Source organism: Streptomyces sp. NPDC002845, from assembly GCF_053591955.1.
On the sequence record NZ_JBSFUU010000069.1, the window covers coordinates 22,302 to 46,553 of the forward strand.

The 24,252-nt window shown below is 68.7% G+C and carries 22 protein-coding genes and 1 riboswitch; of the genes, 8 read left to right on the forward strand and 14 right to left on the reverse strand.

Features of this window, described 5'->3' with window-relative positions; translation table 11 throughout:
• Positions 1 to 250: 250 nt before the first annotated feature.
• A complete protein-coding gene (locus ACWD3C_RS35860; protein ID WP_451150641.1) occupies positions 251 to 1,600 on the reverse strand; it encodes an NYN domain-containing protein in 1,350 nt (449 codons plus the stop codon).
• 63 nt (positions 1,601 to 1,663) lie between these two features.
• Positions 1,664 to 1,903 carry a hypothetical protein gene (locus ACWD3C_RS35865; protein WP_451150643.1) on the reverse strand — a complete coding sequence of 80 codons (240 nt, stop codon included), beginning with the start codon at positions 1,901 to 1,903 and terminating at the stop codon, positions 1,664 to 1,666.
• 164 nt (positions 1,904 to 2,067) lie between these two features.
• Here ACWD3C_RS35865 and ACWD3C_RS35870 point away from each other — a divergent pair, with 164 nt between their 5' ends.
• Complete coding sequence (locus ACWD3C_RS35870; protein WP_451150645.1) at positions 2,068 to 2,805, forward strand: rhomboid family intramembrane serine protease; 738 nt, start codon at positions 2,068 to 2,070, stop codon at positions 2,803 to 2,805.
• The gene (locus ACWD3C_RS35875; protein ID WP_451150647.1) at positions 2,802 to 3,083 is read left to right on the forward strand and encodes an Lrp/AsnC family transcriptional regulator; all 282 of its coding nucleotides are present in this window, start codon (positions 2,802 to 2,804) and stop codon (positions 3,081 to 3,083) included. Before ACWD3C_RS35870 ends, ACWD3C_RS35875 begins: the two co-directional genes overlap by 4 nt.
• 174 nt (positions 3,084 to 3,257) lie before the next feature.
• Here ACWD3C_RS35875 and ACWD3C_RS35880 read toward each other — a convergent pair whose 3' ends face one another.
• The 6 genes from ACWD3C_RS35880 to ctaE all read right to left on the reverse strand — a co-directional run bounded on the left by ACWD3C_RS35880 (position 3,258) and on the right by ctaE (position 10,489).
• Positions 3,258 to 4,625 (reverse strand): aminotransferase class V-fold PLP-dependent enzyme, encoded by a 1,368-nt coding sequence (locus ACWD3C_RS35880; RefSeq protein WP_451150649.1) that lies wholly within the window; start codon positions 4,623 to 4,625, stop codon positions 3,258 to 3,260.
• A 198-nt stretch (positions 4,626 to 4,823) separates the two neighbouring features.
• Positions 4,824 to 4,940: riboswitch (SAM riboswitch) on the reverse strand.
• Positions 4,941 to 5,051: 111 nt separating this feature from the next.
• The gene (trpD, locus tag ACWD3C_RS35885; RefSeq protein WP_451150651.1) at positions 5,052 to 6,116 is read right to left on the reverse strand and encodes an anthranilate phosphoribosyltransferase; all 1,065 of its coding nucleotides are present in this window, start codon (positions 6,114 to 6,116) and stop codon (positions 5,052 to 5,054) included.
• Between the two features lie 140 nt (positions 6,117 to 6,256).
• Entirely contained in the window at positions 6,257 to 7,918 is a 1,662-nt protein-coding gene (qcrB, locus tag ACWD3C_RS35890; RefSeq protein WP_451150653.1) for a cytochrome bc1 complex cytochrome b subunit, read from the reverse strand.
• The gene (gene qcrA / locus ACWD3C_RS35895) at positions 7,915 to 8,973 is read right to left on the reverse strand and encodes a cytochrome bc1 complex Rieske iron-sulfur subunit (protein WP_451150655.1); all 1,059 of its coding nucleotides are present in this window, start codon (positions 8,971 to 8,973) and stop codon (positions 7,915 to 7,917) included. Before qcrA ends, qcrB begins: the two co-directional genes overlap by 4 nt.
• Positions 8,970 to 9,776: a cytochrome bc1 complex diheme cytochrome c subunit gene (qcrC, locus tag ACWD3C_RS35900; protein WP_451150657.1), complete on the reverse strand. Its 807-nt coding sequence runs from the start codon at positions 9,774 to 9,776 to the stop codon at positions 8,970 to 8,972. Before qcrC ends, qcrA begins: the two co-directional genes overlap by 4 nt.
• A gap of 92 nt (positions 9,777 to 9,868) precedes the next feature.
• Complete coding sequence (gene ctaE, locus ACWD3C_RS35905) at positions 9,869 to 10,489, reverse strand: aa3-type cytochrome oxidase subunit III (RefSeq protein ID WP_451150659.1); 621 nt, start codon at positions 10,487 to 10,489, stop codon at positions 9,869 to 9,871.
• Between the two features lie 166 nt (positions 10,490 to 10,655).
• Here ctaE and ACWD3C_RS35910 point away from each other — a divergent pair, with 166 nt between their 5' ends.
• A complete protein-coding gene (locus tag ACWD3C_RS35910) occupies positions 10,656 to 11,057 on the forward strand; it encodes a hypothetical protein (protein WP_451150661.1) in 402 nt (133 codons plus the stop codon).
• 99 nt (positions 11,058 to 11,156) lie between these two features.
• On the opposite strand, the gene ACWD3C_RS35915 is transcribed toward ACWD3C_RS35910, so the two are convergent.
• The 4 genes from ACWD3C_RS35915 to ctaC form a co-directional block, all read right to left on the reverse strand.
• Positions 11,157 to 12,383: an Ig-like domain-containing protein gene (locus ACWD3C_RS35915; RefSeq protein ID WP_451150663.1), complete on the reverse strand. Its 1,227-nt coding sequence runs from the start codon at positions 12,381 to 12,383 to the stop codon at positions 11,157 to 11,159.
• A gap of 128 nt (positions 12,384 to 12,511) precedes the next feature.
• A complete protein-coding gene (locus tag ACWD3C_RS35920) occupies positions 12,512 to 12,910 on the reverse strand; it encodes a cytochrome c oxidase subunit 4 (RefSeq protein WP_451150665.1) in 399 nt (132 codons plus the stop codon).
• Positions 12,907 to 14,643 carry an aa3-type cytochrome oxidase subunit I gene (gene ctaD, locus ACWD3C_RS35925; protein ID WP_451150667.1) on the reverse strand — a complete coding sequence of 579 codons (1,737 nt, stop codon included), beginning with the start codon at positions 14,641 to 14,643 and terminating at the stop codon, positions 12,907 to 12,909. The genes ACWD3C_RS35920 and ctaD overlap by 4 nt, the downstream gene beginning before the upstream one ends.
• On the reverse strand, positions 14,640 to 15,605 hold the full coding sequence (gene ctaC / locus ACWD3C_RS35930) for an aa3-type cytochrome oxidase subunit II (RefSeq protein ID WP_451150669.1): 966 nt from the start codon (positions 15,603 to 15,605) through the stop codon (positions 14,640 to 14,642). Before ctaC ends, ctaD begins: the two co-directional genes overlap by 4 nt.
• Positions 15,606 to 15,923: 318 nt before the next feature.
• Between ctaC and ACWD3C_RS35935 the strand changes: the two genes are divergently transcribed.
• Positions 15,924 to 17,306 (forward strand): aminotransferase class V-fold PLP-dependent enzyme, encoded by a 1,383-nt coding sequence (locus ACWD3C_RS35935; protein ID WP_451150671.1) that lies wholly within the window; start codon positions 15,924 to 15,926, stop codon positions 17,304 to 17,306.
• Between the two features lie 45 nt (positions 17,307 to 17,351).
• On the opposite strand, the gene ACWD3C_RS35940 is transcribed toward ACWD3C_RS35935, so the two are convergent.
• On the reverse strand, positions 17,352 to 18,326 hold the full coding sequence (locus tag ACWD3C_RS35940) for a carbohydrate kinase family protein (protein WP_451150673.1): 975 nt from the start codon (positions 18,324 to 18,326) through the stop codon (positions 17,352 to 17,354).
• A 133-nt stretch (positions 18,327 to 18,459) separates the two neighbouring features.
• On the opposite strand from ACWD3C_RS35940, the gene ACWD3C_RS35945 reads away from it, so the two are divergent.
• Positions 18,460 to 18,678: a hypothetical protein gene (locus ACWD3C_RS35945; protein WP_451150675.1), complete on the forward strand. Its 219-nt coding sequence runs from the start codon at positions 18,460 to 18,462 to the stop codon at positions 18,676 to 18,678.
• Between the two features lie 192 nt (positions 18,679 to 18,870).
• Positions 18,871 to 20,646, forward strand: a complete 1,776-nt coding sequence (locus ACWD3C_RS35950) for a hypothetical protein (protein WP_451150677.1) — start codon at positions 18,871 to 18,873, stop codon at positions 20,644 to 20,646.
• A gap of 95 nt (positions 20,647 to 20,741) precedes the next feature.
• On the opposite strand, the gene ACWD3C_RS35955 is transcribed toward ACWD3C_RS35950, so the two are convergent.
• Positions 20,742 to 21,098, reverse strand: a complete 357-nt coding sequence (locus ACWD3C_RS35955; RefSeq protein ID WP_451150679.1) for a HesB/IscA family protein — start codon at positions 21,096 to 21,098, stop codon at positions 20,742 to 20,744.
• A gap of 314 nt (positions 21,099 to 21,412) precedes the next feature.
• Between ACWD3C_RS35955 and nadA the strand changes: the two genes are divergently transcribed.
• Both nadA and ACWD3C_RS35965 read left to right on the forward strand, forming a co-directional pair.
• Positions 21,413 to 22,597, forward strand: a complete 1,185-nt coding sequence (gene nadA, locus ACWD3C_RS35960; protein ID WP_451150681.1) for a quinolinate synthase NadA — start codon at positions 21,413 to 21,415, stop codon at positions 22,595 to 22,597.
• A gap of 149 nt (positions 22,598 to 22,746) precedes the next feature.
• Positions 22,747 to 24,237, forward strand: coding sequence for an AAA family ATPase (locus ACWD3C_RS35965; RefSeq protein WP_451150683.1), 1,491 nt, complete (start codon positions 22,747 to 22,749; stop codon positions 24,235 to 24,237).
• The last annotated feature ends 15 nt before the right edge of the window (positions 24,238 to 24,252 follow it).

Consider the following 24,252-nt stretch of genomic DNA (forward strand, 5'->3'; position numbering starts at 1 on the left):
GGCCAGACCTTAGTGATGTTCCTGTGATCAGTTCAAATCCTCGCATGAAAAAACTCCCCCACAGGCCCCATTCTTTGCTCTCAACTCACCAGCGGTAACGCTCGCTTGACGCTACGTTGCGTGAAGGTCTCGCCAATACGGGCACAACCGACGGATGTTGCGGTAGGGACTTAAGGGAGACATGGGGCGTACGCCGCAAGTCGCGGAGAGGGGTTTCAGAGCGGGTTCAGAGCGGGGTCCAGAGCAGGTTTCAGCCGCGCGAGAAGCGCTTCAGCAGCACCGCGGAAGCCACCGGCCGCGCGCCCGCCTTGGCCACACCGTCGGCCACCTCGCGGTCGGTGGAGGCGACGATGACCGGGCGCCCGGGCGGCTCGGCGCGCACCAGCTGGCGGATGAGCTCGTCGGCGGTGACGCCGGGCTTGGAGAACAGCACCCGGACCCCGCGCGGCGGCGCGAGCAGCACGGGCGCGGCCAGTTCGGCCCCGTCGAAGACGCAGGTCACCTCGGCGCCGGTCTGCGCGGCGAGCTGCGAGAGCTGACCGAGGAGCCGCAGCCGCTGCTTCTCCAGCGGCATCTGGGGATAGCCGGTCTTGGTGACGTTGTAGCCGTCGACGACGAGGTGCGCCTGCGGCAGCGCGAGCAGCTGGTCGAGGATCGCGGGGTCGTTCTCGGACAGCGCGCGGGCGGCGATGTCCTTCGGGGTCATCCGGCCGGGCTCGACGGCGTCCACGGTCTCGGCGGGGCGCACGGAGACGGGCGGCAGCGCGAGCTCACGCCTGAGCCCCTGCGCCGCGTCGAGCACGGTGTCCAGCAGCAGCCGTACGCGCATGTCCTCGACGCTGCGCCCCTCGCGGGCCGCCCGCCGCGTGGCCTCCAGGGTGGCCTCCGCCTCGCCGAGCCGCGCCTTGAGCCGCCGGGTCTCGCTCTCGGCGGCGGACACCTGGGCCTGGCCCTCGGCGCGTACGGCCTCGGTCTCGCCGTGGGCCTTGCGCAGGGCGGCCTCGCCGCGCTTGACGTCGCTGAGGGCGGCGCGCAGTTTGCGGTGCAGCGATTCCGCTTCCTTCTTGGCCGATTCCAGCTCCGTACGCAGCCGTTCGGTCTCGGTGCGGGTGTGGTCGCGGGCGGCCGCCAGCTCCTCGCGCAGCCGTTCCAGCTCGGCGCGGTTCTCCTCGTCGGCACGCTCGGCGTCCGCCCGCTGGGCCTCCTCGCCGGCCGCGGTGACCAGCTTCACCCAGCCCGTGGGGCGCAGCACATAGGCCGCGGCCGCCACGTCCAGCGGGTCGGCGGCCGGGGGCGGTGAGCCGGAGTCGAGGGCACCGGCGAGCTCCGGCTGGGCCTCTCTGAACTTCTCCCCGATGCGCTGTCTGAAAACGGTGTCGTTCTCCAGGGCCGCCGCCATGGCGTTGCCCGCGAACTTGACCCGGCGATTCGGCGTGAACCGGGCGTACTGCCTGAGCTGCGTGGGCAGTTCGGCGACCGTCAGCCCGCCGAAGCCGTCGGAGCAGATCTGTACGACACGTCGGCGCACGCCCTCGGGCAGCGGACGGTCGAGCACCTCAGCGGCGCCGTCGCCCGGCCCCCCGCCTGCGGTCTCCACCATCCGTCACCCCAATACCTGTGCGGGACCCCCGGAAGGGGATCTCCCGTGCGGGGCCCGCTCCCGTCAGGAGCCGGCGCCCGGCCTGTCCACGAGTTCCACCTGATCCACGGCGTTGCACCAGCGGCAGCGCACCGACTCGATGGTCTCACTGACCACGTCGCGTTCCTCGACCTTCGGCTCCCCGGCAAGGTCGAGGTGCACATACTCGACGACCTTCGACGAACGGGTCACGTCGAAACGCGTGAGGTTGCCGCAGAGCGTGCAGCGCCACCGGGTCGTCTCGGTCGGCAGGGGAACCGTCATCGTGGCTGTGCTCTTTCCTTCTAGGTCTTCTATTTTCCGTGATGCGCCAGTTTCCCTGGAGCGTGTGGCTCGTAACCCTACGGCCTGGCGGGTAGCCACCGCCCGTCCGATCGTGACGGCGAGGCGGTCTGTGCGGTTCGGTCCCGTTACGTCATGCTCTGCTCATGATCAGCGAGTGGAGCAGGGCGACCGGCCACGCGGTACGGGAACGGTCGACGCCGGTGGTGACGTACGGACTGATCGCGGTCTGCTGCCTGGTCTTCCTGACCGGCCCGGCGTCCGGCCTGAATCCGGTGTACGGCACCGGGGACGAGCTGCTCGCCGCCCAGCGGGTCTACTTCCGCCGCTGGGGTGTCGTACCGGCCGAGTTGCTCACCGGCGACCCGCGTGCGGCTCTCACCCCGGTCACGGCCCTGTTCGTGCACGGCAGCTGGCTCCACCTGCTGGGCAACATGCTCTTCCTCCACGTCTTCGGGGCGATGACCGAGGAGCGGATGGGCCACATCGAGTTCGCCCTCTTCTATGTGGGCTGCGGCTATCTCGCCCTGCTCGGCTACGCGACCGCCCACGCCGACTCGACGCAGACGCTGGTCGGCGCGTCCGGGGCGATCTCCGCCGTCCTCGGGGCGTTTCTCTACCTGTTCCCCAAAGCGCGCGTCACGAGCCTTCTCCCCTTCCTCTTCTTTCTCCCGCTCCGTTTCCCGGCCTGGATCACCCTCCCTTTCTGGGTCACCCTCCAGTGGGTGGCGGCGGGCCGGGACAGCCGGGGGCCGGGGGTGGCGTATCTGGCCCACCTGGTGGGGTTCGCCCTGGGCTTCGTCTACGCGTGGGTGCGGTACGTGCGTCCGGCTACAGTGAAAACCCCAGCGACGCCCGCCCCCGAGGGAGAAAACCAGCCGTGATCACCGCGATCGTGCTCATCAAGACCAGCGTGGACCGGATCCCCGAGATCGCCGAGTCGATCGCGGCGCTGGATTCCGTCAGCGAGGTCTTCTCCGTGACCGGCACGTACGACTTGATCGCCATGGTCCGCGTCAAGGCCCACGAGGACCTGGCCGACGTCATTCCCGGGCGGATCAGCAAGATCCCCGGCGTCGAGGCCACCGACACGCACGTCGCGTTCCGCACGTATTCACAGCACGACCTGGAGGCGGCGTTCGCGATCGGGCTCGACAACTGAGCGCTCCGCTGGAAGCGCGGTGATGAACCCGCGGGCCGGTGGGAGCTGGTCGCGCCCACGCGGCGGAGCCGCATATCGATACAGCCCCGCGCCCCTTACAGAGAGCTGTACCGCACCGGACTTCGCCACGGGGCCGCTCAGTAGCCAAGCTGCACGGAGCGCCCGGCTGCCGGCTCAGGCGGAGGTGTCGGGCACGCAACGCCCGTCCACGGTCCGGTAGTTCCACTGGGCCCCGTCCCGCACGAGTTCCTTCACGGCGGCCACGAACCGCTCCACGTGCTCGTCGGGCGTACCCGCGCCGAAGCTCACCCGGATCGCGTTGAGGGACCTCTCCCCGGGCGCGGCCTCCGGCGCCCCGCACTCCCCCTGGGTCTGCGGGTCGCTGCCCAGCAGCGTGCGCACCAGCGGGTGGGCGCAGAAGAGACCGTCCCGTACGCCGATGCCGTACTCGGCGGAGAGCGCGGCGGCGAAGTGCGAGCTGTTCCAGCCGTCGACGACGAAGGAGAGGACGCCGACGCGAGGGGCGTCGTCCCCGAAGAGGGAGAGGACACGGACCTCCGGCACGTCGGCGAGCCCTTCCCGCACCTTCCGGATCAGGTACTGCTCCCGGTCGACGAGGCTGTCGAACCCGGCCTCGGTGAGCGCCTTGCAGGCGGAGGCGATCGCGTGGACGCCGATGACGTTGGGCGAACCGGCCTCGTGCCGGGCGGCGGTGTCGTGCCACTCGACGTCCACACCTCCGTCGGCCCGGCGCGACACCTTCCGCGAGGCGCCCCCGCCCGCGAGGTACGGCTCGGCCTCGCGCAGCCAGTCGGCACGGCCCGCGAGGACACCGGACCCGAAGGGCGCGTACAGCTTGTGCCCCGAGAAGGCGACCCAGTCGACGTCCGACTCCCGTACGGAGACCGGGTGGTGGGGCGCGAGCTGCGCCGCGTCGAGGACGATCCGGGCGCCGTGCGCGTGGGCGGCGGCGGCCAGCTCCCGTACGGGCCACAGCTCCCCGGTGACATTGGAGGCACCGGTGACGCAGACCAGGGCCGGGCCGTGCGGGTCCCGGTCGGCGAGGGCGCGCTCCAGCGTGGCCACGGCCTGCCGCGGGGTGCGCGGCGCGTCGAGGTAGGTGACCCGCGCGTCCCGCCAGGGCAGCAGTGAGGCGTGGTGCTCGGTCTCGAAGACGAAGACCTGGCAGCCGGCGGGGAGGGCGGCGGCGAGGAGGTTGAGGGAGTCGGTGGTGGACCGGGTGAAGACGACCTGGTCGCCGTCCCGGCAGTCGAGGAACTCACCGACGGTGTTCCGGGCGTTCTCGAACAGATCGGTGGAGAGCTGGGACAGATACCCGGCGCCCCGGTGGACGCTCCCGTAGTACGGGGCGTACGCGGCCACGTCGTCCCACACGCGCCGCAGGGCCGGGGCGCTGGCGGCGTAGTCGAGCGCGGCGTAGGTGACCTCGCCGCCGGTGACGAGCGGGACGGTGACATCGGCGCCCAGAACGGGCAGAGGGGCACAAACGGACTGGTCGGCGGCGGCGGTGACGACGGACATGGGTGAACTCCCGTGAAGGCAGGCGGAATCGCCGTACGAAGCCGTAGAGACAAGGGCTATGTACTGGACGGCGATGCGGTGAAGGTGAAAAGGGATGCGGAGGCGGGGCTCTGCGGCCCTATTGCATTCGCTTGCTCACGGAAGGCTCCCTCGAACGACCAGGACCCCTGGGACGCGTCTGCTCAAGAGAGTGCGAGGGGTCCGCGCTTGCCGCAGACCCTGCTGTCCACGACCTGGTCCTCACCCGGGGCACCCCGCCACGGACGGAGGGTTGCCGGACAGCCGGCCGGGGCCGAATGGCTGTCGCTCATGACCTGAGGGGAAACGTATGCGACGTGATCGCCACGCCGCAACTTCTGTCCGGATGACGGAATGTGTGCGGAGTGGGGCGACTCGCAGGAATTCCGCCGCCCCACCCCCGAAGCGCTACACGTTGCTGACCGCCACCCAGCGGTCGAGCGTCCGCTTCGCCGCCCCCGAGTCGATCGACTCCGCGGCCTTCGCCATCCCGGCCCGGAGCTGCTCGGCCAAGGGGCCCGGACCGGGCTCCAGGGCCACCAGGGCCGCCGCCGAGTTCAGCAGCACCGCGTCCCGCACCGGCCCGGCCTCGCCGTCCAGCAGGCGCCGCGTCACGTCCGCGTTGAACGCGGCGTCCGCACCCCGCAGCGCCGCCACCGGGACCAGCTCGATGCCGACGTCACGCGGGTCGAAGGCATCCTCGGTCACCTTGCCGTCGCGGGCGACCCACACACGGGACGTGGCGGTGGTCGTCAGCTCGTCGAGGCCGTCGTCGCCGCGGAAGACGAGCGACGAATTGCCCCGCTCGGCGAGAACACCCGCCACGATCGGAGCCATCCGCGGATCGGCGACACCCACCGCCTGCGCCCTCACCTTCGCCGGATTCGTCAGCGGACCGAGGACGTTGAACGTCGTCCGGATACCCAACTGCCCCCGCGCCGCCGCCACATGACGCAGCGCCGGGTGGAACTTCACCGCGAAGCAGAAGGTGATCCCGGCCTCCTCGGCCACCTCGGCCACCCGCTCCGGCGTCAGCTGCAGATTCACGCCCAGCATCTCCAGCACATCGGACGCCCCGGACGCTGAGGACGCCGCCCGGTTGCCGTGCTTCACGACCTTCGCGCCCGTCCCGGCGATCACGATCGCCGACATCGTGGAGATATTGACCGTCTTCGCACCGTCGCCACCGGTACCGACGATGTCCACCGTCGGCCCCGGCACGTCGATCACGTTCGCGTGCTCGTACATCGTCCGTACGAGCCCGCTGATCTCCTCGACCGTCTCTCCCTTGGCGCGCAGCGCCACCACGAACCCGGCGATCTGCGCGTCCGTCGCCTCGCCGCGCATGATCAGGTCCATCGCCCAGGCGGTGTCGTCGGCGGTCAGGTCGCGTCCGTCGAGCAGTCCGTTCAGCAGGGCGGGCCAGGAACGGCCCGCCGCGGTGTTGCCTCCAGCGGGGGTCACAGCGCTCATATGCCGCTCCTGGGTCAGTACTGTCCCGGCCTGCGGGACACGAGTCTCAACGGGGTCCACCCTATCCAGCTCCGGCCACGCCGAAGGGCCCCGTCCGTACAACGGACGGGGCCCTCGGTGTGGTGTGGCGAACTCAGGGATCAGTGGTGGCCGTGGCCGCTCGTGATCTCCTTGTACTCCTCGGCGCTCGGCTTCGGGATCTGGCTGTCCTCCCCGAAGTACGCCTCGCTGACCTTGGCGCGCAGCTTCTCGGAGCGCTTCACCTTGCGCCGGACGCCGTGCTCGTCGACCGCTGGGCCGATCTCGGCCGGCTTGTACTGCTCGTGCGCGGTGATCGTGTGCAGCTGCTCCTGGCTGAGCGGTTCGTGGACCTCGATGAACTCACCGTGCGGCAGGCGCTTGATGATGCCGGTCTCACGACCGTGCAGCACCTTGTCCCGGTCCCGGCGCTGGAGGCCGAGACAGATCCGCTTGGTGATGAGGAACGCGATGACCGGACCGACGAAGAAGAAGATCCGCACGAACCAGGTGATGGAGTTGATCGACAGGTGGAAGTAGGTGGCCCACAGGTCGTTGCCACCACCGACCAGCGTGATCATGTACATCGTGATCCAGGCGACGCCCAGTGCCGTACGGGTGGGGGCGTTGCGCGGACGGTCCAGGATGTGGTGCTCGCGCTTGTCACCGGTGACCCAGGACTCGATGAACGGGTAGACCGCCATCGCGCCGAGCACGAGACCGAAGAGCACCAGCGGGATGAACACGCCCAGGGCGAGCGTGTGACCCCAGAAGTTGACCTCCCAGCCCGGCATGAAGCGGATCAGGCCCTCGGCGAAGCCCATGTACCAGTCGGGCTGGGCGCCGGTGGACACCTGGTCCGGGCGGTACGGGCCCAGGTTCCAGATCGGGTTGATCTGCGCGACCGCCGCGATGGCCGCGATGACACCGAAGACCAGGAAGAAGAAGCCTCCGGCCTTGGCCATGTAGACCGGCAGCAGCGGCATGCCGACGACGTTCTTGTTCGTCTTTCCGGGGCCCGCGTACTGCGTGTGCTTGTGGTAGAAGACCAGGATCAGGTGCGCCACCACGAGGCCGAGCATGATGCCCGGCAGCAACAGGATGTGGATCGAGTAGAACCGTGCGATGAAGTCGCCGCCCGGGAACTCCCCGCCGAACAGGAACATCGAGATGTACGTGCCGACGACCGGCGTGGCCAGGATCGCGCCCTGGGTGAAGCGGACACCCGTACCGGAGAGCAGGTCGTCCGGGAGCGAGTAGCCGGTGAAGCCGGTGAACATGCCCAGGACGAACAGCAGGAAGCCGAACAGCCAGTTGATCTCACGCGGCTTGCGGAACGCGCCGGTGAAGAACACGCGCATCATGTGCACGAACATCGCCGCGAGGAAGATCAGCGCGGCCCAGTGGTGGATCTGCCGGATCAGCAGACCGCCGCGGACGTCGAAGCTGATGTCCATCGTCGAGGCGAACGCCTCCGACACGAGCTGGCCCTGCATCGGGATGTAGGAGCCGTGGTACTCCACCTCGTTCATCGACGGGTGGAAGAACAGCGTCAGGTACACACCCGTGAGGATGATGATGATGAAGCTGTAGAGCGCGACCTCGCCCAGCATGAAGGACCAGTGGTCCGGGAAGATCTTGCGCATGTTGGCCTTGGCCAGGGAGTAGATCCCCAGCCGGCCGTCGGCCCAGTCGGCGACGCGCTCGCCGGCCGGTGCCTTTCCGCGTGAGCGGCCCGCCGCGTCAGCGGCTGATGTCCGCGCGTTGTTCTCGTTGGTGCTCATCCGCGCTCCCAGAAGGACGGACCGACAGGCTCTTCGAAGTCGCCGAGCGCTTCGAGGTAGCCCTCGTCGTTCACGCCGATGCGCAGCTGCGGCAGGGCGTGACCGGCCGGGCCGAAGATCACTCGGGCACCGTCGGAGAGGTCGAAGGTGGACTGGTGGCAGGGGCAGAGCACGTGGTGCGTCTGCTGCTCGTACAGGGAGACCGGGCAACCGACGTGGGTGCAGATCTTCGAGTACGCCACGATGCCCTCGTGGGACCACTCCAGCTCACGCTGGTCCTTGATGTCGTCGGGCTGGAGCCGGACGATCATCAGCGCGGCCTTGGCGATCTCGGTCTGGAACTCGTGGTCGTGCTCCGACAGGCCCTCGGGCTTGGCGAAGGTGAGCGAACCGACCGCGACGTCGGAGGGGCGCAGCGGCTCGTCGGTGTTCATGTTGACGAGCAGCTTGCCCTTGCCCCACAGCGTGTGGCGCAGCTTGGTCTCGGGCAGCGGGCCGAGGTCGCGCAGCAGGACGATGCCGGAGAGCGGGAACAGGGCCAGCGCGCCGAACATCGTGCTGCGGATCAGCTTGCGGCGGCCGAGCGCGGACTCCTTGGCGCCCTGCTTGAAGTCGGCCAGGACCTTGGCCTTGACCTCGGGCGCGGCCTCGATCGGGTGACGCTCGTCGGCGATCTCCACGTCGGACATCAGCGTGCGGGCCCAGTGGACCGCGCCCGCGCCGATGCAGAACAGCGCCGCCCCGAGGGTCATGCCCAGGGCGAAGTTCAGCGCGCTGATGTACCCGAGCGGCCAGATGTAGACGATCTTGTCGATCGGGATCGTCACGAACGAGGCGATGAAGCCGATGGTGGCCAGCATCGACAGCGTGAACAGGAAGGCGACCGTGCGCTCGGAGCGCTTGGCGGCCCGCTCGTCGATGTCCTGGACCCGGTGCTCGTGCGGCGGCAGGCCGGGGTCGGCGAACGGATGCTTCTCGTCCGCGACGTCCACGGCACCGTGCGCGGTGCCCTGCTCTGCGGGCAGGTTCTCTTCTGGAATGTCTTGGCTACTCATGACTTCTTGGCCTTTGCGGTCCGAGCGGCGACCCAGACGGCCACGGCGATCAGGGCGCCGAGGCCGAAGATCCAGGCGAACAGGCCCTCACTGACCGGGCCGATGCCGCCGAGGCTGAGGCCACCGGGCTCTGGAGTGTCCTCGCTGTTGACCGCTTCGAGGTACGCGATGATGTCCTTCTTGTTCTCTTCCGTCATCGTGGTGTCGGGGAAGGACGGCATGTTCTGCGGGCCGGTGAGCATGGCCTCGTAGATGTGCTTCGGGTCGACACCCTCAAGGTCCGGCGCGTACTTGCCCTCGGACAGCGCACCGCCCTGACCGGTGAAGTTGTGGCACTGCGCGCAGTTGTTGCGGAAGAGCTCGCCGCCCTTGGCGATGTCCGCGCCCTCGGGGTCGTACTGGTTCTCGGTCGGGACCGACGGACCGGCACCCAGCGAGGCGATGTACGCCGCGAGCTGGTCGATCTGCGCCTGCGAGTAGATGACCTTCTTCTTCGGGACCTGCGCGCCCGGCTGCATGGCGGGCATACGGCCGGTGCCGACCTGGAAGTCGACGGCCGCGGCGCCCACACCCACCAGGCTCGGCCCGTCGGAGGTGCCCTGACCGCCGGTGCCGTGGCAACTGGCGCAGCCGACGGCGTAGAGCTTCTTGCCCTCCTCGATGGTCAGGGACTGGGCGGTTTCATCGGCCTTCGCGCCCGCGGGCGCGAAGGCGGTGTACAGCCCCCCGGTGGCCGCCAGCGCGATGAGTAGGACGACGACCGCCGCCAGCGGATGGCGTCGTCGTGCGGAGAGCTTTTTCACGGATTACCCCGGTGTCAGGATCTTCTGCGTCGATGCTTCTGGTGATGGATCGGCTCGTCGCGGCGCTTTCCGCACCACCGACGGCGGCCCGATTACTTGATCATGTAGATCGTGGCGAAGAGGCCGATCCAGACGACATCGACGAAGTGCCAGTAGTAGGACACGACGATGGCGGCGGTCGCCTGCTCGTGAGTGAACCTCCGGGCCGCGTACGTACGGCCGAGGACCAGCAGGAAGGCGATCAGACCGCCCGTCACGTGCAGGCCGTGGAAGCCGGTGGTCAGGTAGAACACCGAGCCGTACGGGTCCGACGAGAGCGACAGGCCCTCGTGCTTGACCAGCTCCGTGTACTCGAAGACCTGACCGCCGATGAAGATCGCACCCATGATGAAGGTCACGATGAACCACATGCGGAGCTTCTTCACGTCCCCGCGCTCGGCGGCGAAGACGCCGAGCTGGCAGGTGAGGGAGGAGAGCACCAGGATCGTGGTGTTGACCGCCGCGAACGGGAAGTTCAGCGCGTCGGCCTTCTCCGTCCAGAAGTCGGTTCCCGTCACCGATCGCAGGGTGAAGTACATCGCGAAGAGGGCCGCGAAGAACATCAGCTCGGAACTCAGCCAGATGATGGTTCCGACGCTGGTGAGGTTCGGCCGGTTGACCGACGGGTGCGCGTGCCCGGTATCTACTGTCGTTGCTGTCGCCACGACCGACATTATGTCGGTCGCTTATCCCGCCCTCACCCCGGGGGGTCCCGTTCGGAGTGTCTCTGCCTTCCGAACCGGTCTGTACCGGTGTTGACGTGGTGTTCAAGGGAGTAGCATCCGCGCATCGGGCCCTGTCCGTCTGACGTCCGTACGACGCCGAAGTCACGGAGGAACAATGCAGCCGACCGCCACGGTGCTGGTCTACAGCGACGACTCCACCACCCGCGAGCAGGTGCGGCTGGCCACCGGCCGCAGGCCGGCTCCTGACGTTCCCCTGGTGGAGTTCATGGAGTGCGCGACGCCGGATGCCGTCGTGAAGGAGCTGGAGAAGGGCGGCATCGATGTCTGTGTGCTCGATGGTGAGGCCGTGCCCATGGGGGGCATGGGGGTGTGCCGCCAGATCAAGGACGAGATCTTCGAGTGTCCGCCGGTGCTTCTGCTGATCGCGCGGCCTCAGGATGCGTGGTTGGCGACGTGGAGCCGGGCGGAGGCGGCGGTGACCCTGCCGGTGGAGCCGGTGGAGTTTGCCTCGGCCTTGGCTTCGCTTCTGCGGGGGCGGGCGGCTTTGAGCGCCTGAGAGGTCGGGGGGACTGGTAGTACGGCGGCTGCGGGTTGGTTGTGGCTGTCGCGCCCACGCGGCGGAGCCGCATGGGTCACAGCCCCGCGCGCCCCTGAGTCACACCGACTCGGGCCTCAAGCGCGCGTTCTCTGCCGTACTCCCTGACTCGACCAACGCGCTGCCCTCCTGCCATTTCTCCCAGTTGACGTTCCAGTCGCCGAGGCCGTTGTCGAAGGGGGTCATCGTGTCGCCGTTCGAGTTGACGACCTCGACTATGTCTCCCTCGCGGATGGTGTCGAAGAACCACGCGGCGTTGCTGGTGCTCATGCCGACGCAGCCGTGGCTGACGTTGGCGTAGCCCTGGGAGCCGACCGACCAGGGTGCCGCGTGCACGTACTCGCCGCTCCGGGTGATCCGGACGGAATGGTGGACCATCAGGTCGTAGAAGTCCGCGGCGCCGATGCTGGCACTGGTCATGCGGACGGTACCCTCCTTGGCCAGCACGGCCTTGACGCCGTTGCGGGTCTCATAGCCGGGCATGCCGGTGGTGACAGGGATCTCCTTGATCGCCTCGCCGTTCTTGTAGACGGTCATCCGGTGCGTGGAGGCATCCGTGAGGGCGATGACCTGGTCGCCCGTGGTCAGCTTGAGGGGCTTGACCTCACCGCCCCACAGCCGGTCGCTGATCTTGATGCCCTCCAGGTTGCTCCGGGCCTGGATGGTGGCGTGGGTGGGCCAGTAGTCCTCGGGGCGGTAGTGGAGCTCCTTGTCGTCCACCCAGTGCCAGGCGCCCTCCACGGCCGGCGTCGACTCGACCTTGAGGGCCCGCTCGACTATCGCTCGGGCCGCCTTGTCCTTGACGGGGGTACTGAGTTCGGCGGTGACGGGCTGGCCGACGCCGTACTTGCCCGTCTTGGGGCCGAAGGTGACGTCGAGCCGCTTCTTGACGGTGGGCTTCCCGGTGTCGAAGGTGAGCACCTTGCGGCCGGGGGCGCCGTCCTCGTTCTCCGTGCTGACCCGCACCGTGTACCGGGCGCCCGCGGCCAGCGGTGAGGTGCTGTGCCAGCGGCTGCCGTCGGCGGAGAGTTCGCCCGCCAGATGGCGTCCTGTGGCGTCCACGGCCGTGACGTCCGTGATGCGCCCCTCGCGGTCCTCGGCGGTGATGTCCAGGGCCTTGTCCGGGTCGGCCTTCACGCCGTCGCCGGTGGGGGTGTTGAACGAGATCTGGCCGGCCGCGTCGTACGGCCTGGCCGAGAGCGGGTGGCCGTCGGTGCCGCAGGCGGTGACGCCGACCATCAGCAGGGTGCAGGTGAGAACCGTGCGGTTACGTGAAGAGCTGTTCATGGCCTCAACGTAGGAACCGGTGTCGGCGGCGGCGCGGTGGGTGACCCGTGTGAGGGACAGCGAGCGCGCAAAAGAGGGAGCCCGGACCTCCTGGTGGAGTGTCCGGGCTCCCGTGCGCTCGGCGCGTGTTACTGGTTCTGGTTCTCTCCGCGGTAGTACTCGAAGACCCAGCCCCACAGGCCGATCAGGATGATCGGGGCCGAGAAGTACAGCAGCCACCAGCCGAAGATGACGCCCATGAAGGCGAACGCGCCACCGATGGCCAGGGACAGCGGCTGCCAGCTGTGCGGGCTGAAGAAGCCCAGCTCGCCGGCGTCGTCCGCGACATCGGCCTCCTTGTTGTCCTGCGCGCCCACGTCGACCCGCCGGGCCGTGAAGGCCAGGTAGTAGCCGATCATGATGCACAGGCCGAACGCCAGGAAGAGCGCCGTGGTACCGGCAGGCTCCTTCGACCACACGCCGTAGACGATCGCCATGGCGAGGACGAAGACGCTCAGCCAGATGAACATCTTGCCCTGGATCTTCACTTGCCGGCCTCCTTGCTGCCCGCGATGGCGCCGGCGCCGGGACCGGCGTACTCCAGCTCGTCGAGCGCGGCGATCTCAGGGTGGTGCAGGTCGAACGCCGGGGATTCGCTGCGGATCCGCGGCAGGGTGAGGAAGTTGTGGCGCGGCGGCGGGCAGGACGTCGCCCACTCCAGCGAACGGCCGTAGCCCCACGGGTCGTCGACCTCGACCTTCTTGCCGTACTTCGCGGTCTTCCAGATGTTGTAGAAGAACGGCAGGATCGACAGGCCGAGGACGAACGAGCTGATCGTCGAGACCGTGTTCAGCGCGGTGAAGCCGTCGGCGTCGAGGTAGTCCGCGTACCGGCGCGGCATGCCCTCGGCACCGAGCCAGTGCTGGACGAGGAACGTTCCGTGGAAGCCGGTGAACAGCGTCCAGAACGTCATCTTGCCCAGACGCTCGTCGAGCATCTTGCCCGTGAACTTCGGCCACCAGAAGTGGAAGCCGGAGAACATCGCGAACACGACCGTGCCGAAGACCACGTAGTGGAAGTGCGCCACCACGAAGTAGCTGTCGGAGACGTGGAAGTCCATCGGCGGCGACGCCAGGATCACGCCCGTCAGACCACCGAAAGTGAACGTGATCAGGAAGCCCGTCGCCCACAGCATCGGCGTCTCGAAGGACAGGGACCCCTTCCACATCGTGCCGATCCAGTTGAAGAACTTCACACCCGTCGGCACCGCGATCAAGAACGTCATGAAGGCGAAGAACGGCAGCAGCACCCCGCCGGTGACATACATATGGTGTGCCCACACCGTCACCGACAGACCCGCGATCGCGATGGTCGCGCCGATCAGGCCCATGTAGCCGAACATCGGCTTGCGGGAGAAGACCGGGATGACCTCACTGATGATGCCGAAGAACGGCAGCGCGATGATGTACACCTCGGGATGCCCGAAGAACCAGAACAGGTGCTGCCACAGCAACGCCCCGCCGTTGGAGGCGTCGAAGATGTGGGAGCCGAACTTCCGGTCCGCCTCCAGCGCGAACAGCGCCGCCGCCAGCACGGGGAAGGCGATCAGGACGAGCACACCGGTCAGCAGCACGTTCCAGGTGAAGATCGGCATGCGGAACATGGTCATGCCCGGCGCGCGCATGCAGATGATCGTGGTGATGAAGTTGACCGAGCCGAGGATGGTGCCGAAGCCGGAGAACGCCAGACCCATGATCCACATGTCGGCGCCGACACCCGGCGACCGGACCGCGTCCGACAGCGGCGAGTACGCGAACCAGCCGAAGTCGGCCGCGCCCTGCGGGGTGAGGAAGCCGGCCACCGCGATCAGCGAGCCGAACAGGTACAGCCAGTAGGCGAACATGTTCAGCCGCGGGAACGCCACGTCGGGAGCGCCGATCTGCAGCGGCATGATCCAGTTGGCGAAGCCGGCGAACAGCGGAGTGGCGAACATCAGCAGCATGATCGTGCCATGCATGGTGAACGCCTGGTTGAACTGCTCGTTCGACATGATCTGCGTGCCCGGACGGGCCAGCTCGGCGCGCATCAGCAGCGCCATCGCGCCGCCGATGACGAAGAACGCGAACGACGTGACCAGATACAGCGTGCCGATCGTCTTGTGGTCGGTGGTGGTGAGCCACTTGATCACGACGTTGCCGGGCTGCTTGCGCCGTACCGGCAGCTCGTCCTCGTATGAGCCTTCCGCTGCCGCGGCACCCTGAGGTTCGTTGAGGATGCTCACAGTTGGTTCGTCTCCCGGTTCTTCTCGGCGTCCGTCTGCTCGATGCCGGCCGGCACGTACCCGGTCTGGCCCTTCTCCGCGAGCTCGTCGAGGTGCTGCTCGTAGCGCTCGGGAGAGACGACCTTCACGTTGAAGAGCATCCGGGAGTGGTCGACGCCGCACAGTTCGGCGCACTTGCCCAGGAAGGTGCCCTGCTTGTTGGGGGTCACCTGGAAGGCGTTGGTGTGGCCCGGGATGACGTCCTGCTTCATCAGGAACGGCACCACCCAGAAGGAGTGGATGACGTCACGCGAGGTGAGGACGAAGCGGACGGTCTTGCCCTCGGGGAGCCAGAGGGTCGGACCGGGGTTGTCGGTCTGCGGGTTCCGCTCACCGGGCGTGCCGCAGGTGTAGACACCGCCGGCGTTCTCCGGGAAGTCATCCTTGAACCGGCTCGGAATCGCGTCCAGGTTCTCGTCGGTCTTCGCGTCACCGGTCGCGCCTTCGACGTTCTCGATGTAGTTGAAGCACCAGCTCCACTGGAAGCCGACCACGTTCACCGTGACGTCGGGCTTCTTCTCCATGCTGAGGAGTTCCGACTCGTCACGAGCGGTGAAGTAGAAGAGCACCGAGACGATGACGAGGGGAACGACCGTGTACAGCGCCTCGATGGGCATGTTGTACCGGGTCTGTGGGGGAACCTCCACCTTGGTGCGGCTGCGCCGGTGGAAGAAAGCACTCCACAGGATCAGGCCCCACACCAGCACGCCGACGGCGAGCGCGGCCGCCCAGGACCCCTGCCACAGGGAGAGGATCCGCGGAGCCTCTTCCGTGGTCGGGGTGGGCATACCAAGGCGGGGGAAGTCTTCCCAGTTGTACGAGCAACCGGTGGCTGTCGCCAGGATCAGGCCCGCAGTCATTGCCTGCAGCAGCTTCCGCCGCATCGGGCGCCGCGGCGAGCGGTCGGAGCCGTTGGGACTCACGTAGCGCCTTCCCGAGAGTCTCGCCCGCGCGGATTGGCTGCGGCCTGCCTTCTCGGTGGTCGGTCGCCGCCCTGCGTCGGGCAGGGGTTTGATGTTTATGCGGACCAAACCCTAACCGACGCTCTCCGAGGGTTCGCGGGGAGGGGGTGCCCAACACTCCGTGGGTCACGCCGGGCGCCTAATAGCTCGGGAGTTCGCTTGTTTGGCGGCGGCGGGTTTGTTGTGGCTTGTCGCGCCCACGCGGCGGAGCCGCATATCGACACAGCCCCGCGCCCCTCAAGGTCCACTGCCCCTGGCCGGAGGCTTTAGCGTTGCCGTGTGGCCTACTTTGACGCTGCTTCCAGTGCTCCTCTTCATCCTGTTGCGCGGCAGGCTCTTCAGGCTTCCCTCGATGAGGGGTGGGCCGATCCTGCGCGGCTCTATCGGGAGGGGCGGCGGGCCCGGTTGCTGCTGGACGCGGCTCGGGAAGCCGCTGCCGAGGCCGTGGGGTGTCGGGCGGACGAGTTGGTGTTCACCTCTTCCGGTACGCGCGCGGTGCATTCGGGGGTCGCGGGGGCGTTGGCGGGGCGGCGTCGCGTTGGGCGTCACCTGATCGTGTCAGCTGTCGAACACTCCTCTGTGCTCCATGCGGCTGACGCGCACGAGGCCGACGGCGGGACGGTCACGCAGGTCGCGGTGGACCGCGTGGGAGCGGTGACCGGGCGGGCGTACACGGATGCCCTCCGCCCCGACACCGCGCTCGCCTGTCTGCAGTCGGCCAACCACGAGGTGGGGACCGAGCAGCCCGTCGCGGAAGCGGCCGACGTGTGCCGGACGGCCGGGGTGCCGTTGCTGGTGGACGCGGCGCAGTCGCTGGGATGGGGGCGGGTGGACGGGGAGTGGTCGCTGTTGACGGCGAGTGCCCATAAATGGGGCGGACCGTCCGGTGTCGGACTTCTCGTCGTACGGAAGGGGGTGCGGTTCGCACCCCAAGGACCCGTGGACGAGCGGGAGTCGGGGCGGGCGGCCGGGTTCGAGAACATCCCGGCGATCGTCGCGGCGGCGGCTTCGCTGCGGGCCGTACGGGCCGAGGCGGCGGAAGAGGCGGTACGGCTGCGGGAGTTGACGGAGCGGATCCGGGCGCGGGTGCCCGCGATGGTGCCCGACGTGGAGGTGGTCGGGGATGCGGAGCGCCGACTGCCGGGGGTGGTCACCTTCTCGTGTCTCTATGTCGACGGGGAGACACTGCTGCACGAGCTGGACCGCTCGGGTTTCTCCGTCTCGTCCGGTTCGTCCTGTACGAGCAGCACGCTGACGCCGAGCCATGTGCTGAGGGCGATGGGGGTGCTGAGCGAGGGCAACGTGCGGGTGTCGCTGCCGCCCGGTACGGCGGAGGAGGACGTCGAGCGGTTCCTCGATGTGCTGCCGGGTGCGGTCGCGGCGGTGCGCGAGAAGCTGGGGGCGCCGGTGGAGCCCGTGCGTGAGCCGCTAGCCTCCGGCACCCTGGTCGTCGACGCGCTCGGCAAGCTGTGCCCGATCCCGGTCATCGAACTGGCCAAGGTGATCGGGGACGTGCCGGTGGGCGGCACGGTGCGGGTACTCGCGGACGACGAGGCGGCGCGGCTCGACATTCCGGCCTGGTGCGGGATGCGGGGCCAGGAGTACGTGGGCGAGGAGCCGGCGGACCACGGCTCCGTCTACGTGGTCCGCCGGGTGTCCTAGCAGGACTGGCAGGACTAGCAGGACTGGCGGGACTGGCGGGACCGCTCAGGCCAGGTGTTCCTGGACCTCGGCGGCCGCGTCGTCGCCGTACGCCTTGGTGAAGCGCTCCATGAAGTGGACGCGGTGCAGCTGGTACTCCTGGGTGCCGACGGTCTCGATGACGAAGGTGGCGAGCATGCAGCCGACCTGGGCGGCGCGTTCCAGGGGCACGCCCCAGGCGAGGCCGGAGAGGAAGCCCGCGCGGAAGGCGTCGCCGACACCCGTGGGGTCGGCCTTGCGCTCCTCCTCGGGGCAGCCGACCTCGATCGTCTTCTCACCGGCCTGCTCGATGCGTACGCCCTGCGCGCCCAGGGTGGTCACACGGTGGCCGACCCGGGAGAGGATCTCGGCGTCGGTCCAGCCGGTCTTGGACTCGATGAGCCCCCTCTCGTACTCGTTGGAGAAGAGGTAGGCCGCCCCGTCCAGCAGTAGCCGGATCTCGTCGCCGTCCATGCGGGCGATCTGCTGGGAGAAGTCCGCGGCGAAGGGGATGCCCCGGGTGCGGCACTCCTCGGTGTGGCGCAGCATCCCCTCCGGGTCGTCCGCGCCGATGAGGACGAGGTCGAGGCCGCCGACGCGGTCGGCGACCGTCTTCAGCTCGATGAGGCGGGCCTCGCTCATGGCGCCGGTGTAGAAGGAGCCGATCTGGTTGTGGTCGGAGTCCGTGGTGCACACGAACCGGGCCGTGTGCAGCGTCTCGGAGATGCGCACCGAGGCCGTGTCGACCCCGTGCCGGTCCAGCCATGCCCGGTACTCCTCGAAGTCCGAGCCGGCCGCGCCGACCAGGAGCGGCTTCGTACCGAGCTGTCCCATTCCGAAAGCGATGTTCGCGCCGACACCGCCCCGGCGTACGTCGAGGTTGTCGACGAGGAAGGAGAGGGAGACCGTATGCAGCTGATCCGCGACCAGCTGGTCGGCGAAGCGGCCGGGGAAGGTCATGAGATGGTCGGTGGCGATGGAGCCGGTGACTGCAATACGCACGACGGCGACACACTCCTGCGAGGGGAGGGGATTGACAGTTCACGCTACCCGGTTCCCGCCCAGCCCAGAAGCGTGCAAAACTACCCGATAGTAGGGCTTTTTCCGCGGCACTTGCGGTGCATACGGTTCCGCTATGACGAACGTCCGAGATCTTGAGGTCCATGGTTCCGCTCCGGTCGACCTGGAGGGCGGCCTCGCGGAGCTGCGCGGTGACTGCGCCCGGATGGTCCCGCACTGGGCGGCCCCGGACAAGATCAGTTCCCTGCCGGTGTCCCCGTCACTCATCCATGGCGTGAGCGTTCCGGTGACCTCGGCGCGGCTGCTGGACGCGATGTCCGACTACGGCGACTGAGGTCCGGTTCCGGCGGCTGAGGCCGGACGGCGCCTTCGTTGGCCAAGAGGGCGCCTGAACAGGGAACCGTGCGCTCCCCCGCCGCGTCCCATCGCCGTCCCCCTTGAAGGGGACCCGGTGTACGACCCTCCGTGTCCCATCACGACCGGGCCGGGTCACCTGGGACAGCTGTGGAGCCGAAGGAGCGATGCGGTGAACACCGAGCGACCCGACAACCCCGACGACCACCTCGACGACAGCCGCGAGGACCACGACGACGAGGCGACGCGCGGTGCCGCCGAGAGCGTTGAGTCCGGCGAATCCGGCGAGTCCGGCGAGGGTGGCGATTCCGGCGCGTCCAGCGAGGGTGCCGAGGCTGTTGAGGCTGCCGAGAGTGTGGAGAGTGCCGAGGGCGTGGCGGCGGCCGGTGCCTCTGAGGGGGCCGAGGGTTCGGATACCCCGAAGGGCAAGGGTGCCGACGAGGCCGCCGAGGCCCCTGAAGGCGCCGAGGTCCTGGCGAACGCCGGGGCGGCGAAGCCTCGGCGGCGGCGGTTCCCGGTGACGGTCGCCTCCGTCGCGGCTGCGGTGCTGCTCGTCGGGAGCGGTGGGGCGTACGTCGCCGCGACCGCGACCGGCGGTTCCAGCGGTGGCAACGGCTCCAGCGCCCCGGCCGGTGACGGCAGTACTCCCCCGCCGCTCAGCCTCGACGGCTACTCCGAGGGCGGTACGGGTACCAGCGGCATCGCGCCCGGCGAGCCCGACCCCAACGGCGTGATCTACCGGGCGGAGGGCGACCTGCCCGACGGCCCGGACTCGGCACCGGTGTACCGGGCGGAGGGCAAGGTCACCAAGGAGGAGGTGGCCCGGCTCGCGAAGGTGCTCGGGGTTGAGGGCACGCCGGTGCTGGAGGGCGAGTTCTGGAAGGTCGGGGCCTTGGCGGACGGTTCGTCGCCAGGCCTCCAGGTGAACCGGAAGGCACCGGGGACCTGGACGTTCAGCCGCTACGTCCCCAGGACGGACAACTGCCAGAAGGTCGACGTGTGCGCGGCCGCGCCGTCGAACGGTTCGGCCGACGCCGATCCGGTGAGCGAGGCCGAGGCCAAGGAGATCGCCGCGCCCGTGCTGAAGGCGGTCGGCCAGGACGACGCGAAGCTGGACGCGAGCCAGGTGGCCGGATCGCTGCGGACGGTCAACGCGGAGCCCCAGGTCGGCGGGCTGCCCACGTACGGCTGGACGACCGGCGTCCAGGTCGGCGGGACCGGCGAGGTCGTCGGCGGCAGCGGCAATCTGAAGGCACCGGTGAAGGGGGACACGTACCCCGTCATCGGCGCGCAGGAGACGCTCGACCTGCTGAACAGGTCGGGCGCCGGGTTCGGGCAGGGCATCGGCGGGTGCGCCAGCCCCGCACCCCTGGACGACGAGCCCGACATGCCGTGCAGGTCGACGCCGAAGCGGGAGGCGATGACCGTCGAGGACGCCACCTTTGGGCTCGCCACGCGCTTCGTGGACGGTGAGCAGGCACTGGTGCCGTCCTGGCTGTTCGAGGTACGGCCGCAGGGGGCGGGCGACAGCCACACGGTGACGCATCCGGCGGTCGACCCGGCGATCCTGGCCTCCCCCGAGCCCACGGACGAGCCGACCCGGCAGCCGAGCCCGCGGCCGAGCGGCCCGGGGGACGAGCCGCCCGCGGCGCCGTCGATGCGTGAGGTCCAGGTCGAGGGCTACGAGGCCGAGGGGCGCGAGCTGACCGTCAGCTTCTGGGGCGGGGTGTGCAGCGACTACTCGGCGTCGGTGACCGAGGGCGAGGACACCGTGACGGTCACCGTCACCGAGACACCGTGGAAGGACAGGGTCTGCATCCTGATCGCCAAGGTCCTCCACAGGACGGTCCAGCTGGACGAGCCGCTCGGTGACCGGACGGTCGTGGGGTCGGACGGCGAGGAGATCCCGGAGGGGGACCTCGCCGAACAGTTGCCGAGTGCGAGGTAACAGCCGTACGCGGGCCGTACATACGAAGGCGGCGTCCCCGTCGGAGGGGGACGCCGCCTTCGTACGCGTACTGCCGCCAGGTGTGTGGCGCGGGATCAGCTGAAGGAGTCGCCGCAGGCGCAGGAGCCCGACGCGTTCGGGTTGTCGATCGTGAAGCCCTGCTTCTCGATGGTGTCCACGAAGTCGATCGTGGCGCCGCCCAGGTACGGAGCGCTCATGCGGTCGGTGACGACCTTCACCCCGCCGAAGTCCTTCTCCACGTCGCCGTCGAGGGAACGCTCGTCGAAGAAGAGCTGGTACCGCAGGCCGGAGCAGCCACCGGGCTGGACGGCCACGCGCAGCGCGAGGTCGTCACGGCCTTCCTGGTCGAGCAGGGCCTTGACCTTGGCCGCGGCGGCTTCGGTCAGGATGATGCCGTCGGTGACGGTGGTGGTCTCGTCCGATACGGACATCTACATCTCTCCCGGGTTGTACGGAGACTGCTTGCCGACCTGTGCAACCGGCAGGGCCGCGGATTCATTCCGGGCCGAGCGCGTTCCTTCGCTCTCCCTTCATGCTCGCACACGCGCCGTGCGACGGGCGCTGGCCTGTGGACGGCCGTGCGTAGGGGTGGCCGGGATTCATGTCACATCGACGCTATGGCCATCGTCAAAGTGACGTGAAGCGGTTATGATAGATAGCGTCAATTCGACGAAAAGGTCTCCCGCATGACCCGCCGGTCCGGCTTTCCGGGCCGGCGAGCCGCAGAACAGAAAGGGTGCGTGCCGTGACCACCGCCCAGACCCAGGAGCTCGACGTACAGCCGACGCCCCTCGCCCTGCTACTGCTCGGCCGTGAGGCCGACCCGAGGAGCGAGCGCGGCGTCGAGTGTCCCGGCGATCTGCCCTCTCCGTCCGACCCGGACCTGGTGGAGCGCGCCCGCGCGGCCAAGGAGAAGCTCGGGGACAAGGTCTTCGTGCTCGGCCACCACTACCAGCGCGACGAGGTCATCCAGTTCGCGGACGTCACGGGTGACTCGTTCAAGCTGGCCCGGGACGCGGCGGCGCGGCCGGAGGCGGAGTACATCGTGTTCTGCGGTGTGCACTTCATGGCGGAGTCGGCGGACATCCTGACCGGCGACGACCAGAAGGTGGTCCTGCCGGACCTCGCCGCCGGGTGCTCCATGGCCGACATGGCCACGGCCGAGCAGGTCGCCGAGTGCTGGGACGTGCTGACCGAGGCCGGCGTCGCCGGGGAGGTCGTACCCGTCTCGTACATGAACTCCTCCGCGGACATCAAGGCGTTCACCGGCAAGCACGGGGGCACGATCTGCACCTCCTCGAATGCCAGGCGGGCCCTTGAGTGGGCCTTCCAGCAGGGCTCCAAGGTCCTCTTCCTCCCGGACCAGCACCTGGGCCGCAACACGGCGGTCCGGGACATGGGCATGTCGCTCGACGACTGCGTGGTCTACAACCCGCACAAGCCGGGCGGGGGCGTGACGGTGGACGAACTCCGCGCCGCCAGGATGATCCTGTGGCGGGGCCACTGCTCGGTGCACGGCCGCTTCAGCCTCGACTCGGTCAACGACGTGCGCGAGCGCGTCCCGGGCGTGAACGTCCTGGTCCACCCCGAGTGCAAGCACGAGGTCGTGGCCGCGGCGGACTACGTGGGCTCCACGGAGTACATCATCAAGGCCCTGGAGGCGGCTCCGGCGGGCTCCAAGTGGGCCATCGGTACGGAGCTGAACCTGGTCCGCCGCCTGGCGAATCGTTTCGCGCCCGAGGGCAAGGAGGTCGTGTTCCTCGACCGCACGGTCTGCTTCTGCTCGACGATGAACCGCATCGACCTCCCTCACCTGGTCTGGGCCCTGGAGTCGCTGGCCGAGGGCAACCTGATCAACCGCATCGAGGTCGACAAGGAGACGGAGGCGTTCGCCAAGCTGGCGCTGGAGCGGATGCTGGCGCTGCCGTAAGCGGCACCGAGCTCATATGGGCGGGGCGGGGCCGACCACTGGTCGGCCCTGCCCACGTCGGTCCGCACTGTCCGCCCGTGTCCCCGCAGGCGCATTCTCGTTCTTAGGGATGTACTTCTTAGAACTACGCCACCAAAAACGAGGATCCCATGCCGCGACGCCCGCACCGGAACATCCCGAAGCCACCCCACGTCTTCGACCGTGACCTGGAATGGAGCGAACTGACCGCGTTCGCCTCCGATGAGGATCCGGGGCCGCACCTCGCAGTCGTGTCCGGACGTCGCAGACAGGGGAAGAGCTTCCTGCTCAAGGCCCTCACCGCAGCGACCAACGGCTTCTACTTCGCCGCCGTCGAGGCCACGCGGGCGGAGTCACTCAGTCTGCTGGGCAGGGAGATCGCCCGTTTCACCGACGCTCCCGTACCGCCCAGACCACAGGACTGGACCGAAGCCCTTGAACTGCTCTTCGACCTGGCCACGCAGCGCCCTGTCACGATCGTCATCGACGAGTTCCCCTATCTCGTCCGAGGCGACACCTCCCTCCCCTCCCGCCTCCAGAGGATCATCGGAGCCGGATTCGGCGACGACCTGCGCCGCCACCCCCGCATCCTCCTCTGCGGCAGCGCGATGTCGTTCATGGGCGGTCTGCTCTCCGGCACGTCACCTCTGTACGGCCGCGCGCGACTCAACCTCGTCGTGCACTCCCTGGGCTACCGGGACGCGGCAAAGTTCTGGAACATCGACGACCCACGCCTCGCCGTCCTCACCCACGCCGTGGTCGGCGGAACCCCTGCCTACCGGAAGGAGCTCGTGGCCAACGACGTACCGGAGGGGCTGGACGACTTCGACGACTGGGTGTGCCGTACGGTCCTCAACCCCATGCGCCCGATCCACTCCGAGGCCGAGTTCCTGCTGGCCGCCGAACCGGACGTACGCGACCGCGCCCTCTACCACTCCGTCCTCGCGGCGGTCGCGGCCGGCAACCACACCAGCGGGGGCATCGCGAGCGCGGTGGGCCGCAAGGCCACCGACATCTCCCAGCCGTTGACGGTGCTCAAGCGGTGCGGACTGCTGACCGTGGAAGCGGACGCCTTCCGCGGCAACCGCAGCGCGTACCGCATCGCCGAACCCCTGATCACGTTCCACCACGCGGTGGTACGCCGCAACCAGACCCTCATGGTCGAGGAACGCAATCTGAACTCGGCCTGGTCCGAGTCCCGGGACACCTTCCTGAGCAAGGTCGTCGGCCCTCACTTCGAGCACCTGTGCCGCGAATGGGTCGCCTGGCACGCCGAGCCCGACACCTTCGGCGGCCTGCCCATCGAGGTCACTTCGGGAACCGTCGCCGATCCCGCCGCGCGCACCTCCCACGAGGTCGACGTCGTCGTACGCGGAGCCGTCGGGCAGGACCACGGCATCCTGCTGTCGATCGGCGAAGCGAAGTGGAACAAGGTCATGGACGTACGCCACCTCGACCGGCTCCGCCACATCCTCGGGCTCCTCGCGGCACGAGGCATCGACACGAGCCACACCCGCCTCGCCTGTTACAGCGGCGTGGGCTTCACGCCTGACCTGCAAGCGGCGGCCGAACGCGGTGAAGTGGTCCTCGTGGATCTGGGGCGCCTGTACGGCGGGGCGTAGCCACCGGGTCGGCGG

Coding starts and splice junctions, on each gene's coding strand:
- ACWD3C_RS35860 (WP_451150641.1), bottom strand. CDS start 1,600: ATGGTGGAGACCGCAGGCGGGGGGCCGGGCGACGGCGCCGCTGAGGTG.
- ACWD3C_RS35910 (WP_451150661.1), top strand. CDS start 10,656: ATGCAGCCGACCGCCACGGTGCTGGTCTACAGCGACGACTCCACCACC.
- ACWD3C_RS35865 (WP_451150643.1), bottom strand. CDS start 1,903: ATGACGGTTCCCCTGCCGACCGAGACGACCCGGTGGCGCTGCACGCTC.
- qcrB (WP_451150653.1), bottom strand. CDS start 7,918: ATGAGCACCAACGAGAACAACGCGCGGACATCAGCCGCTGACGCGGCG.
- ACWD3C_RS35945 (WP_451150675.1), top strand. CDS start 18,460: ATGACGAACGTCCGAGATCTTGAGGTCCATGGTTCCGCTCCGGTCGAC.
- ACWD3C_RS35870 (WP_451150645.1), top strand. CDS start 2,068: ATGATCAGCGAGTGGAGCAGGGCGACCGGCCACGCGGTACGGGAACGG.
- ctaE (WP_451150659.1), bottom strand. CDS start 10,489: ATGTCGGTCGTGGCGACAGCAACGACAGTAGATACCGGGCACGCGCAC.
- ACWD3C_RS35965 (WP_451150683.1), top strand. CDS start 22,747: ATGCCGCGACGCCCGCACCGGAACATCCCGAAGCCACCCCACGTCTTC.
- ACWD3C_RS35880 (WP_451150649.1), bottom strand. CDS start 4,625: ATGTCCGTCGTCACCGCCGCCGCCGACCAGTCCGTTTGTGCCCCTCTG.
- qcrA (WP_451150655.1), bottom strand. CDS start 8,973: ATGAGTAGCCAAGACATTCCAGAAGAGAACCTGCCCGCAGAGCAGGGC.
- ACWD3C_RS35955 (WP_451150679.1), bottom strand. CDS start 21,098: ATGTCCGTATCGGACGAGACCACCACCGTCACCGACGGCATCATCCTG.
- trpD (WP_451150651.1), bottom strand. CDS start 6,116: ATGAGCGCTGTGACCCCCGCTGGAGGCAACACCGCGGCGGGCCGTTCC.
- ACWD3C_RS35915 (WP_451150663.1), bottom strand. CDS start 12,383: ATGAACAGCTCTTCACGTAACCGCACGGTTCTCACCTGCACCCTGCTG.